The sequence below is a fragment of the Paenimyroides ceti genome (assembly GCF_030409925.1).
Genome location: NZ_JAUFQU010000001.1, coordinates 3,271,056 through 3,284,948, shown reverse-complemented (window position 1 = coordinate 3,284,948; position 13,893 = coordinate 3,271,056). Strand labels below are relative to the sequence as shown.

Below are 13,893 nucleotides of genomic sequence, written 5' to 3'. Positions count from 1 at the left end.
TCTTTCAAAAAATCATATTTTCGTTACATTTGCGTATGAAGTTTTCAGAAATTATAGGTCAGCAAAATATAAAGAATCATTTATTGCAAAGTGCTTCTTCAGGAAGAATACCCCATGCACAATTGTTTATCGGAGCTGAAGGGACAGGAACGCTGCCCATGGCCATAGCTTATGCTCAGTATATCATTTGTCAGAATACCGGAAGTGAAAATGAAGGGGGTAAAACCGCCTGTAATTTAAAATTTGATCATTATCAGCATCCCGATCTGCATTTTGCGTTTCCTACGGTATCGGTTGAGGGTGGAAGCGCTTCTAAAAAAACAACAAGTGATGATTATATGGATCAATGGTTTGATTTTTTAAAAAAACAGCCTTATGGTTCTGTCAATGACTGGTATAATACCATTGAAATAAAAAATAAACAGGGTATTATCAACGTACATGAAGCCGCCAGTATTCTCAAAAAGCTATCTCTGAAATCGTATGAAGGCGGTTATAAAATCATGATCATCTGGATGGCTGAAAAAATGAATGTCGAAGCTTCCAATAAATTATTGAAATTGCTGGAAGAACCACCACAAAAAACTGTTTTCATCTTGATCTGTGAAGACGAAAAAGCTATTTTGCAGACCATCTTATCACGCTGTCAGATTCTTCATTTCAACCATCTGTCTGAACATGATATTACTGAAGGTCTTAATCAGCTTGAAGACAGTATTCCTGCCGATACAATACGATATGCCAAACAGGCACAGGGTAATTATAACAAAGCGCTGAAACTTTTTTATAAAGAGGAGGAGGAACTGCCTTTTGAAAAATGGTTTGTAGAATGGGTTCGCGCAGCATTTCGCGCCAATAAAAATGCCAAAGTTATTTCTAATCTGATTGCCTGGAGTGAAGAAATCGCCGCTATTGGAAGGGAAAAACAAAAATTATTTCTGGAGTATTGTATGGAAATGTTCCGACAGGCTTTGTTGCTGAATTATAATGTGAATGAACTTGTTTATATGCAGCCGGCAACAGAAAATTTCAAACTCGAAAACTTTGCTCCTTTTGTAAATGATAAAAATATTCTTGAAATTTTTGAAGAAATTTCTGAGGCTATGTACCATGTGGAACGAAACGGTAATCCTAAAATTATATTTACCGATTTATCGATAAAACTTACCCGCCTGATTCACAAAAAATAGAAAATCACTATTTTTAGCGACAGCTGTAGATCCGTTTTGGTACGAATTATTAAGTATCTTTATTCCCTAAATCAGGATGTATGCAATCAATCGGTTCCTTTCTTTTACTTCTTCTCGTTTCTACTGCTACAAATGCTCAGACAAAAGGAATTTATATTCTCAACCAGCCTTCAGCATACCTGAGCCGCATTGATTTATCGGCTTTGGAAAACTATTATTCAAATACTTCTAAAATATCCGTCCAGAGCATTCCCTTGTCGTCTGTGACAGCAAATGACACCCGGTATGCAATAATTGCTGAAAAGAAAGAAAAAGAGATTAAAACGATACAGGTTTATTATCTCAACCAAAACGATTTTAATCCGGACCAGACCTTTGATCCCTACAATAAACCTATTACTTTTCAGACAGATTCTCTTCAGAACGTTTTTACTTTTTTGAATTACGGCGATTATTACCGGTATAGTTTTTATGAAGATGAATTTGTGGTGCAGAAAAATCTGGTAAGCAACTTAAATAGTTATTATGACAGTATTACTAATCAATATCTGTACACTAATGATCTGAAAATTGAAGCATCCGGTTTTTACAAATATGATGGAAATCGGTCGTACATCAGTATTCAACAAAATACAAATGTAGATAGAATTCATTTATATAAAAATCCTGATGAACAAGCAGAAGTAATAGATGCATTTTATTTAAATGAAGCAGTATTTATCCGAAAAGATTCTGCCAATGGCAGCTGGCTCAAAGCAGATAAAATACTACTACAGGATGTCCCTTATGACGGTTTAAGAAAGTTTCTCGAAGGCCCTAAAAAATATTCACAGCTTATTACGACCACCGGATGGATCAAAAGTACCGATTTTTATGATGGTAAGTGGATCGCTCAAAAAGAAGAAACACCGGACTATCGTTTAGAAATTTATGCAGATGATGCTGATAACGAATCAGAAGGTGCGCTGTATGCAATTCGTATTATTGACAAAAAAAGCGGAAAAATACATCAGGTAATCCATCCTGACTTTTTTGAAAGCACTATTGATGGTGCTTCAACACTAAATTTTATCGATGTTAATTTTGATGGTTATCCGGATATACAGACCCCGATTGCTACCATGGGAAGTGTAAATTATGTCCGGAATTACTATGTTTATAATCCGAAATCTCATTTGTTTGAATTTGATGCATTACTATCTGATCTGAGTCAGATTGAGATTGATGTAAAAAATCAGCAAATCAAATCTTACTCACGCGGCGGTGCCGGTATGTATCAATCGCAGATATATCAATATGTAAACGGAAAACTCACCTTATCAGAAGAAACTAATTTTAACTACGGATGGGGCTATTTTCCTTCGAAAGAGACGACGTTTTGCGGAAAAACAAAATCAAAAACCATAGTATCTTATTATCTTACAATTACTTCCGATACGCCCGTTTATACCGAACCCGGTAAAAATGGGAAACGCATTGCTGTGCCCATAAAAGGTGAAGTGGAAATGATGACCACAGAAGACAATGGCATGTATTATCAAATTGAAAATGAAGAACACCATCTGAAAGGCTGGGTTGAAAAAAAGCTCTTTTTTGACGGAATATGGAATGATTATGCTTTGGAAAAAGATACCGGAATATCCGTAAAAACATGTGTTTCTACGGAAAGTGATGAAGTTATTGCCGTAGAAATACAACATAAAAATTTTCATCAGATTCTCGGTCCTTTTTCTTATCCGCATCAGCAATTCAGAATTCGTTTTTCGGACCGGAATAAAACCATTACTATTTTTGACAGTACCTATCCAGAATCTAAATTGCGTTTGATTTATAATAAAAAGAAAAAGATATATGAATATGCAACAGATTAAAAATAAACCGATACTAATTCCTAAAACAGTTCTTATCGTTTTTGGGTGCTGTATGTTATGTATATCCTCAGCATGGTCTCAGATCATTGGTTTTGGATACAAAAATGAAAAAAAGGGAATGTTTCAGGCTACTGTAAATCTTCCGCTTACTTATTCAAAAGACAATTGGATTGATGTTGCTGCCGGTCTTGATTATACTACAAAAAATCATCTTGCCCCTTCCGGTTTCAGTATGAATGTTTCTGCTTATCATTATCTCATTGGAGATGATAACATTCAGGCTTCTCTTATCGGACTTGAATCAGGCTATCTGATCAATACTGGCTTGGGAAATGATACATATAAACTGACTCCATATGTTTATTACGAACGCTCCTTATTTTATATCCGTGCGGGAATGGATTATTATTTCAGAGAGGAAAAAGGATATCCGTTCGTATCGGTCGGATTTGGCGGACTTCATATCATGAGAAATATGAAATTCTCTTTTTAAATTGTATACGGTTACTTCTCATTTAGCGTCGCTTTATACAAGCGCAATTCTTCCCATGAAATGGTATCGCCCACTTCTGCTTTTATTTCTGTCAGGGTTTTATCGCCTGAATCAGTAAAGGCTTTTTCAAGATCTTTTATACGGTTTTTTGGAATGATTTCGGTAAGTTTTATTTTTCCCTCTGCAATGAGCTTAGCCATGTGGTTGTAAATGGTTTGCGGTGTCAGTTTTCTGAAATCCGCAATCTCATCAATCGTTTTCTTTTTGAGCCACAATTCATAGGTAACCTCAAAAGTAGATTTTTTATCGGTTTTCTTTTTTGTGGTTTCATAATACCCATCTTCTTCTCCTTCTTCTTCAAACTGAAGACTTGTACGTGAAATAATATCCTGTATGGTTACCAGATGATTGATACGGTATTCTGACAGTGAATTGATCTCAAGTGTATTTTTATTGATGGGCTGTCCAGCTTCAATTGCCCATAAAAGCTTATTGGCTTTTTTAAGGTTTAAAACCATCTGGATCTGAACGATTTCCAATTCGGATAATTCTTCAAAAAATGCTTTCATCTTTTTGGTACGCTTTACTTTTTCCAACGTAAATAACGTTTCAAAAGCCAGCTGATCTACTTTCGGATAAAAATATTGATAGGCTTTTTCAAACCGTTCTTTCAAATACTTAAAATCAAATTCTCTTGCCTGAAATATCTGGCGTATCTGTTTGCAAAAATTTTCTGAATGCATGTAAATGGCCTGTAAGCGCTTGAGCTGATCGCCTGCCCAGTTTTCATATATTTTCTTTTTACTTTTTTCTGCTTCTGTTTCAAACGATTTCGAAAAGTTGATCCACTGCATTAATACGGGAAACCAAGAAAACGTCTGTAATAGCTGGTTCTGAAGATAATATCTGAATTCTTTATCAAAATCGTCAGCGAGTACGGTTATTTCCTTTTTATTTTTTGCATACTCAATGATATCACTATCTGACGAAAGGTGTTGCAGTTGTAGCTCAGAAAGCAAAATAAGCCCATTTAATGAACGCAAACGCGAAAGTGCTACATACGCTTGTCCGGCAACAAAAACACCTGATACATCAAGCACAGCACGGTCAAATGTCAACCCCTGAGATTTGTGAACGGTAATTGCCCATGCCAGTTTGATAGGATAATGGGTAAAAGTACCTAAAACTTCTTCTTCAATTTGTTTGTTTTGCGGGTTGAGGGTATATTTTATGTTTTGCCATTCGTACTTTTCTACTTCTATAGTTTGATTATCTTCCGGAAAATGGACCAGAATTTCATGAGCTGAAAGAGAGGATATTACTCCCATTTTACCATTGTAAAATTTCTTTTCAAATGAAATATCATTTTTTGTAAATATAATCTGAGCTCCGACCTTCAGAGAGAGTTCATAGTCCATCGGAAACAATTTTTCGGGGAAATCGCCCACAATATCCGGATGAAAAAGATATTCCTGATGGTTTAAATATTCCAATGCCCTATGATTGATCTGGTCTGCTTTGGCATTATGTGTTGTAAGTGTTATATACCCGGGATTTTTCTTATTATCAAAATCTTTCTGTACAAACTGATTCAGATATTCAACTGACTTTTCGGTGAGTTTATTGTTTCTCAATTCATTAAGAATTGTAATAAACACATCATCTGTCTGACGGTAGATTTTACTCAGTTCAATATACAACGGCGGATTTTGCTGAAGACATTGCGCATTGAAAAAATACATCCCGGGATAATAGTTTTTGAGTATCTGCCATTCATCATTTTTTACTACCGGCGGCAACTGCAGCAAATCGCCTATGAACAATACCTGAATACCACCAAATATTTCATCTGATCTGCGTACGCTCTGAAGCATGAGGTTCATAGCATCAAGTACATCAGCACGCAACATACTGACTTCATCAATGATAAGCAATTCAATATTTTTTATCAAGGTTTTTTTTTGTTGGTGCATTTTAAAATGGCGCAACAATGTCTGCTGATTTTCTATGCGAAGTCCATAATCTACACTCACAAATTCAACAGATGGAATGAAGGTAGCAAAAGGCAGCTGAAATAAAGAATGTATGGTAACACCTCCTGCATTTAACGCGGCAATACCCGTTGGTGCCACCACAACGGTATTTTTATGAGTTGTTTCTACAATTTCACGCAATAAGGTTGTCTTTCCTGTACCGGCTTTACCCGTAAGAAAAACAGAACGATTGGTTTGATTGATGAATTTCAGGGTCAATTCAGCTTCACGTGAAACACTTTGCATGAGGTATATATCTTAACGGTAAATTTACACTTTTCCGCTTAATAAAAAAACCACCTATAAGGTGGTTTACAGAGGATTTTCAGATCCCTTATTTTTTAGCTTCCGCTTCTTTTTTTGGTTCTTCTTTTGCAGAAGTTCCTTTGCTTTTAGCGTATTCTTCGTTCATGATTTTAAGAATTTCTTCCGTGATTTCATATCCGTCTTTTGCATATAATACAGTAGCGGCATCACCCGTACCAAAAACATAATCATAGCCTTTTTCTTTTCCGTATTGTTTGATAAAGGTTTTCATTTTCGATACCATACTGTCGCGTTCTACTGCTCCTTCTTCCTGGAACTTTTTCATATAGTTCTGTTCTTTTTCTGCTAAGGTTTGCTGACGTCTGGTTAGTTCAGCTTCTCTTTTCTGCGCCCATTCCATTCCTTTTGATTGTGCACTGCGTTGTAAATCCTGAACATCACTTTGAAATTTTTTCATATCAGACGAAAGTTCATTTTGAATACGTTCTGACATGCTTTTATATTTTGCTTCGAAATCAATTGACTCCTGATATTCTTTCATTAATTTTTCAGTATCGATATACGCAGTTTTAAATCCTGATTCATTTACCGGTGCTGATGGAGTTTCTTTTGTTGTTGTTGCTTTATCACAAGATACCATTAAAGAAACAATACCTACAATTAATAAAATTTTTTTCATTGCTGTTTTAAATTAATTTTTTGTAAAAATAGAATAATTTTCTCACAGACTAAAATTTATTAAAAAACTAACCATAAAGAAAATTAATATGTTTGATATTTATAATAATTTTTATTTATAAAAAATGGCCGCTATATTTTGATTTTAAGACACGATCTAAAAAAAGCAATACTTACAGATATCCGGAATCATTACATTTGAAATTAGGTACCTTTATGTACTTTTTTCATTAAATAGATGTGTGAAGAATACTCTTTTGTAAAAAACCCGCTAAGATTTGAGATAAAGCCATAGTAAAATCCTTTAATAAAATTCATTTTACCTGTTTTGTATTTTTCAGAGAGTAAGGATACATAAAAGCTGTCATAATACATAGGTTTTATGTGTATAAGTTTGAAATCATAGGTTTCAAATATTCTTTTTATAGCATGTTTACTAAAATGCCAGATATGTCTCGGTACATCATAAGCTGCCCATTTAGTTCCATAATGTTTTGCATCGTATGATTTATAATTGGGTACTGCAACAATAAGTAATCCATTATTTTTTAATAGCTGCTGTACTTGCTGAATATAATATTCTAAATTCGGAACATGTTCTAAAACATGCCAAAGCGTAATAACATCAAATTCCTGTTCTCTTAGTTTTTCAAGATGTTCAAATACCTTTACATTTTTATTACGTGCTAAATCTGCAGCCTGTTGATTGGGTTCTACGCCTACTGTTTCCCAAACTGTATTCTTTTGTATCGCTGCTAAAAAGTCTCCAGTACCACAACCAATATCCAAAACTTTTATTTTAACTGAAGATGGAGAATGGTTTTTATTGATCAGTTTTATTTTATCAGAAAGCGTTTTATTTTTCACAGACTGATATAATTTTTCAAAAAAATTTCTTCTAGAATCTGTATGTGAAATATAATTCTCACTTTTATAGTAATCTCCTAACTTTTCCTTTTCCGGTCGCGGAAAGGTTTCCAACAAATCATATTGTTTATGATAACGCAGGTTAAAAATTTCTTTACTGATGGATTCATCTGTTACCTGTAAATAATTTTCAGCTGTTGCTGTATCAAAATGTAATTTAGATTCTTGGATGTTTTGCATACTCATATTTCAAAAAATAAACCCCAACGAATCATTGAGGTTTGTAAATATACTAAATTGTTTCACGTGGAACTATGTTATCTTCCCATATGAATTAACAAAATGGAAATATCAGATGGAGCTACTCCACTGATTCTGGATGCTTGGGATATAGTAGCCGGACGTATTTTTTTAAGTTTCTCGCGAGCTTCAAAAGACATTGATTTTATTTTATCAAAATCAAAATTGTCCGGAATTTTTACATCTTCCAAACGGTTCAGTTTGTCTGCGTTGTTCTTTTCTTTTTCAATATAACCCGCATATTTTACCTGAATCGTTGCCTGCTCAATCACCTCTTCATCTAAATCATGTTCTGCTATATATGCTTTTACTTTATCAAACTGCAGCATGTCTTCCAGTTCAATCTGTGGTCTTGAAAACACCTTAAACATTTTATCAGGCTGCGACATCAGAGCGGAACCTTTTGCTTCGAGTATCGGATTTGCTTCTTTTGTTTTTAAAGAAGTCTCTCTAAAAAACTGAACAAAATTATCAGAAGCCTCTTTTTTATATTCCATTCTTTTTAAACGATCTTCTTTAGCCAAACCTATTTCAAAAGACTTTGGAGTTAATCTGAAATCTGCATTATCCTGTCTGAGTAAGGTTCTGTATTCTGCCCGGGATGTAAACATTCTGTACGGTTCTTCAGTCCCTTTTGTAATCAGATCATCAATCAAAACTCCGATATAAGCCTCATTTCTTTTCAAAATTAACGGTTCCTTTCCTTGCACTTTCAAAGCAGCATTAATACCTGCCATCAGACCCTGAGCAGCTGCTTCTTCATATCCGGTAGTTCCGTTTATCTGACCTGCAAAAAACAATCCTTCAACCAATTTGGTTTCGAGTGAATGCTTTAATTGCGTTGGTGGAAAATAATCATATTCGATAGCATAACCGGGTCTGAAGAATTTTACATTTTCAAAACCAGCAACAGAACGCAGCGCTTTGAATTGTACATCTTCGGGTAAGGATGTAGAAAAACCATTTACATATACTTCTACAGTATCCCATCCTTCAGGTTCTACAAATAACTGATGGCGTTCTTTATCTGCAAAACGGTTGATTTTATCTTCAATCGAAGGACAATATCTCGGTCCTAAACTTTTGATTCTTCCGTTGAACATTGGCGAACGATCAAAACCTTCTCTTAACACATCATGTACCTCATTTGAAGTGTAGGTCATATAACAGGAACGTTGTACCTGTAAAGGTTTTGTTACGTCTAAATAAGAAAATTTAGCCGGATTTTCATCACCGGGCTGTTCTTCCATTTTTGAATAATCAAGGCTTCTCCCATCTACACGCGGCGGAGTTCCTGTCTTCATACGACCAGCTTCAAAACCTATTTTCAACAGATCTTCAGTAATACCAAATGAAGCCCCCTCACCTGCTCGGCCACCACCAAATTGTTTTTCTCCAATATGAATCAAACCATTTAGAAAAGTTCCATTGGTCAGTACAATTGTCTTTGCTTTTATCTCTATCCCCAGATTGGTTTTTACACCAACTACTTTATGGTTTTCTACCAAAACGCTTGAAATCATTTCCTGATAAAAATCGAGATTTGGAGTATTTTCCAACATGATTCTCCATGTTTCAGCAAAGCGCATTCGATCACTCTGAACTCTTGGTGACCACATAGCAGGTCCTTTAGATTTGTTCAGCATCTTAAACTGAATGGCAGTATTATCAGAAACAATTCCGGAGTATCCTCCCAAAGCATCAATTTCTCTTACTATCTGTCCTTTAGCAATTCCACCCATTGCAGGATTGCAAGACATTTGGGCAATATTTTGTAAACTCATTGTAACCAAAAGAGTTTTCATTCCCATATTAGCTGCGGCTGCGGCTGCCTCAGATCCGGCATGACCAGCACCAACAACTATAACATCATATACATCAAACATACTCATTGTTCCACGTGAAACATTAAATTAATTTTTCAAGAAAGTATGCTATTGTTCCACGTGAAACATCTGCATTTTCTCTTCTTCTTTTGAGCGCATTAAGGCTGCTTCTTCTACAGATTTATCTTTGTATCCGCAATAGTGCAATACACCATGAGCCATAACTCGTAATAATTCTTCTTCAAATGATACCTCGAATTCTTTTGCATTCTCTTGTACTCTTTCTAATGAGATAAAAATATCACCTGATATAAGATTTCCTATTGTATAATCAAAACTGATGATATCAGTATAATCATCATGATTCAGATATTCTACATTAATTTTATGAAGATAGGCGTCATCGCAAAAGATATAATTGATCTCACCAGATATTTTGTTTTCTGACTCCACAACAGCATCAATCCAGTTTTCATATTTGGATTCAGACGCTAACTGAAATTCAGTTTCGTAATTAAATAGTACCATTATAAAAAAATATCTACAAAGGTAAACAGAAAAATAAAAAGGAAATACTAAAAAATAAATAAAATTTTAAACTAATTATTTGAAAATCAATACAATAGTATATGATACCCATTTTATGCCCTAAATCAAACATAAGTTGTTATCAACATCTTTATAATAAAAGAAAAAAGATTTTTAAAAATTTAAAAAAAGATTTCTTCTTTATATTGCTTGTTAATTGTTAGCATAAGTTTTTTGAATACGCTTTGTTTATTGACTTATGAATACTTATCAACACTATATCAAATTATAACTGATTGAAAATTAAATACCTTTTATATTATATCAACATTGCGTTAAGGTTAAGTTAATGTTATGAACTGAAAAGTTTAGGGACCAAGTGATGTTGATAAGTACTTAAAATTGTTTGATAATATTCTGACGGATTTTTAAAACTTCTCTTGCTTTTGTCTTTCCAATTCTTGTATTGTAATTATTATCTGTATTTCAAAAAAAAGTTGTTTTTATTTATTTAAAGTTTTCAACAATTAAATTAATTTCTTAATGTATTGAATACAAGTAACATAACGATAATAATGAACAATGTTAAAATTTAAAGGTAATAATTCATTTTGTTGGTTAATTTTGAGGTCTTTAAAAAACTATATATGAAAACAAATGTATTATTATTAGTGTTGGTTTCTTTTACAGTGAACGTATTTTCACAGAAACTAAAGACCGAACAGGGTTCTATAAACAATCTAAAAGGTATTAAGTCTTATAATCTGGTATTTGATTACTCGAATCTGAAAGTGGATAAGTTTGAAACAGAAGAAGCATTTTTGAAAGATAAAATGGCAAAAAGAGAAGAAAACGGAACGCATGAAGAATTTAAACAATCCTGGTTTGCGGATCGTAACAATAGATATGAACCTAAATTTATTGAATCGTTTAACAAGCGTTTTGACAATGGCTCTATTAAGGCAGATAAAAATTTATCCTCTGCCACTCATGAAATGCTGATTACAACTACCTGGATCTATCCCGGATATAATGTGGGCGTTATGAGACAACCTGCAAAAATCAATGCAACAATTACAGTGTATGATAAAAATAACCCTGCTGACATTCTTTACAAAGCGAGTATTCAAAAAGTAGAAGGTAACGGTACTATGGGTACTGATTATAACAGTGGATACCGTATATCTGAAGGTTATGCTAAACTTGCTAAAATACTCGCAGCAGATCTTAAAAAAGCGAATAAATAATAAAAAAAACCGTTACTCAGTAACGGTTTTTTTTGGACTTCAAGTATTTTAAACCTTGCGTTTTTGTCATAAAAATTTTACACAACCAACTTATACATAAATTCATTTGATATGTATTTACTCATTTTTATCAAAATCAACAATAGCGATACCGTCTTTAATTCTTAGTGTATAATAGACGTTTTGATCTATAATAGGAAATTCTTTCATCTTAGCAAGAACATCTAAACGTTCCTGCCCTCCAATATATTCACTTGATATATTATCAAATTTATTCAGTCTGATAATTCCCCAACCCCAACCATTATTTTCATATATCGGTGCCAGTTGGTAAATAAGCGGCATGGTGCTGAAATTAATCGTGATGTTTCGGTGTGCTGTTTTGTTTACTCCGTTTATAATTACTTTTGGCTTACCATGCTCAAACAATTTAGGAGATAGAAGATTGATGATGTAATCGGAAAAATCATCTTGATTTTTTAAGTAAATAGCCAATTGTGACGACATTAAAAAAGAATAATAAATAAACGGTATAAATGAAATTACAGCCATAATATTTTTATAATTACTATTTAATGAAATTGCAAAATAGAGTCCGTAAATACCTACTGCCCAACCAATCATTGCACGTGGAACCCAGCGTGGCTCATATACAAACATATTTACACCTGCCATAAATATTAAAATACAAAAAATTAAAACAAGAGTAATACTTACTTTTATGAGTAAAGATTTATTAAACAGCGCTTTAAAATTATTTTTAAAGTAAATAACGATACTTAAAACACTAAAAAAAAGCAGGATATAAAAAACAAATCGGTAGGAAGACAACATTAAAAGTTTTACCAAATCAAGCATGCTGTAAAAACGTTCTTCCAATAGCATTTTAAAATTATCATCAGTAAAGATAAAATCAGCTCTTCTATCTTGCAGCAAGTTTAAATCTAACCATTTTAAAACTATTTTATAACTAAAAAAACCGATTATGAATGCGCTGGAGGCAATAAGTAAGCTCATTATTGCCGTTTTAAATTGATTGTTCCAAACCTCTTTCAGCAAAAGAAAACACAATATGATGCAATATGACAATGCTGAGGTTTGATACAACCCTAAACATAAAAACACACTTATAACTGATACCGCAAAAAAGATCTTTTTATTATTATAAAATAAAAACGGAACGGCAATGCTCAATATAGATAAGCTGATCGGGATGCAATCGAACCTATATAATAGTATTTCCAATAAAAACGGACAGGTCAACAGCAGAAAACTACCAATAAAAAGCATTAATTTATTGCGAACACCTACAGAATACGAAATTATAAAGCCCGACAACGCCAAAATAACCGCGCTAATCATGTTTGAAAACGGATACAAACTGTACACAACTTCCTTTTGGAAAGATAATAAATGCATTATTTTTGAACTTACAAACCGTCCGTCATGATCCCAGTTATATCCTGCAACCGTTCTGTTTAAATCGTCTATATAATGCGTATTAGCTAAAACAATTGGTAAAACATATAAAATGGCAAGTGCTACTATTGATAGTATATAGGTTTTATTATTTTTAAGAATTTGAATGGATTCTGAAAACGGTTTAGATAAATAATCATTCATGTTTTTTATCGATTTTATGTTTTATAATATAACGTGGTCTGCGTTTGCTTTCTAAGTATGTTCTTCCTAAATATTCGCCTAAAACTCCGATACCAATTAGTTGAACACCTCCAAAAAAGAGTATGGCAACCATTAACGATGCATAACCCGACGCGTTTATTCCGAAAAAGAGTTTTTCAATAATAATTTTTAGTCCGTATAAGAATGATATAAAGGCAATAAAACTTCCAAAATACGTCCAGACTTTTAAAGGCAGGGTTGAAAAAGACGTGATTCCCTGTACAGCCAAATTCCATAATTTAATGTAGTTGAACTTGGTTTTACCTTCTGTACGGCCTGGTCTGCTGTAATTTACTACAGTGGTTTCAAAACCAACCCAGCTCATTAATCCTTTCATAAAAAGCTGGTTTTCCTGTAAACTCACAATTTCATTTACAACCTTGCGGGTCATTAATCTGAAATCGCCTACATTTTCTTCCAGTTTTAAGGTCGACATTTTATTGTTCAACCTGTAAAACCATTGTGCCGAAAATCTTTTTACAACGGTATCGGTTTCTCTGTTGGCTCTCCTTGCCAAAACTACATCTGCCCCTTTTTCGTAAGCGGTAAGCATTTCAAAAATCAATTCAAAAGGATCCTGCAAATCAACATCCATAGGAATCATTAAATCACCTTCGGCATGTTCCAACCCGGCAAATAAAGCTGCTTCTTTCCCAAAATTTCTCGAAAAAATTAATGCTTTACAATTTGTATGCTCAGTAATCAAGTGGTTTAGAATGGTTGGTGTTTTATCTTTACTTCCATCATCGACAAATAAAACGCTTGCAGAGTATCCTTTATTCACTAAAGCTTCGTTAAATTTCAAAAACGTATTAAAAAAGGTATCAATACTTAATTCTTCGTTATAAACAGGAACAATTATACAGATCTGTTTCATAAATGACTGTAATTATAGGTACAGCCAAAAATA

The 13,893-nt window shown here is 33.6% G+C and carries 11 protein-coding genes; 4 read left to right on the top strand and 7 right to left on the bottom strand.

Annotation, left to right across the window (positions count from 1 at the left end; genetic code table 11):
- Positions 1–35 precede the first annotated feature (35 nt).
- From QW060_RS16120 to QW060_RS16110, 3 genes are all read left to right on the top strand, one after another.
- Positions 36–1,190 carry a DNA polymerase III subunit gene (locus tag QW060_RS16120; RefSeq protein WP_290364485.1) on the top strand — a complete coding sequence of 385 codons (1,155 nt, stop codon included), beginning with the start codon at positions 36–38 and terminating at the stop codon, positions 1,188–1,190.
- An 80-nt stretch (positions 1,191–1,270) separates the two neighbouring features.
- On the top strand, positions 1,271–3,061 hold the full coding sequence (locus QW060_RS16115; protein WP_290364484.1) for an XAC2610-related protein: 1,791 nt from the start codon (positions 1,271–1,273) through the stop codon (positions 3,059–3,061).
- On the top strand, positions 3,042–3,554 hold the full coding sequence (locus tag QW060_RS16110) for a hypothetical protein (protein ID WP_290364483.1): 513 nt from the start codon (positions 3,042–3,044) through the stop codon (positions 3,552–3,554). The genes QW060_RS16115 and QW060_RS16110 overlap by 20 nt, the downstream gene beginning before the upstream one ends.
- A gap of 11 nt (positions 3,555–3,565) precedes the next feature.
- Here QW060_RS16110 and QW060_RS16105 read toward each other — a convergent pair whose 3' ends face one another.
- From QW060_RS16105 to ybeY, 5 genes are all read right to left on the bottom strand, one after another.
- Positions 3,566–5,833, bottom strand: coding sequence for a helix-turn-helix domain-containing protein (locus QW060_RS16105; protein WP_290364482.1), 2,268 nt, complete (start codon positions 5,831–5,833; stop codon positions 3,566–3,568).
- A gap of 88 nt (positions 5,834–5,921) precedes the next feature.
- Positions 5,922–6,533, bottom strand: a complete 612-nt coding sequence (locus QW060_RS16100) for an OmpH family outer membrane protein (RefSeq protein WP_290364481.1) — start codon at positions 6,531–6,533, stop codon at positions 5,922–5,924.
- A 203-nt stretch (positions 6,534–6,736) separates the two neighbouring features.
- The gene (locus QW060_RS16095; protein WP_317623180.1) at positions 6,737–7,645 is read right to left on the bottom strand and encodes a class I SAM-dependent methyltransferase; all 909 of its coding nucleotides are present in this window, start codon (positions 7,643–7,645) and stop codon (positions 6,737–6,739) included.
- 71 nt (positions 7,646–7,716) lie between these two features.
- Positions 7,717–9,591, bottom strand: coding sequence for a tRNA uridine-5-carboxymethylaminomethyl(34) synthesis enzyme MnmG (gene mnmG, locus QW060_RS16090; RefSeq protein WP_397386082.1), 1,875 nt, complete (start codon positions 9,589–9,591; stop codon positions 7,717–7,719).
- A 42-nt stretch (positions 9,592–9,633) separates the two neighbouring features.
- On the bottom strand, positions 9,634–10,053 hold the full coding sequence (ybeY, locus tag QW060_RS16085) for an rRNA maturation RNase YbeY (protein ID WP_290364480.1): 420 nt from the start codon (positions 10,051–10,053) through the stop codon (positions 9,634–9,636).
- A gap of 647 nt (positions 10,054–10,700) precedes the next feature.
- Here ybeY and QW060_RS16080 point away from each other — a divergent pair.
- The gene (locus tag QW060_RS16080; protein ID WP_290364479.1) at positions 10,701–11,300 is read left to right on the top strand and encodes a hypothetical protein; all 600 of its coding nucleotides are present in this window, start codon (positions 10,701–10,703) and stop codon (positions 11,298–11,300) included.
- 117 nt (positions 11,301–11,417) lie between these two features.
- On the opposite strand, the gene QW060_RS16075 is transcribed toward QW060_RS16080, so the two are convergent.
- Together QW060_RS16075 and QW060_RS16070 are read right to left on the bottom strand one after the other, a co-directional pair.
- Entirely contained in the window at positions 11,418–12,923 is a 1,506-nt protein-coding gene (locus QW060_RS16075; protein WP_290364478.1) for a glucosyltransferase domain-containing protein, read from the bottom strand.
- Positions 12,916–13,860, bottom strand: a complete 945-nt coding sequence (locus tag QW060_RS16070; RefSeq protein WP_290364477.1) for a glycosyltransferase family 2 protein — start codon at positions 13,858–13,860, stop codon at positions 12,916–12,918. Before QW060_RS16070 ends, QW060_RS16075 begins: the two co-directional genes overlap by 8 nt.
- Positions 13,861–13,893 lie beyond the last annotated feature (33 nt).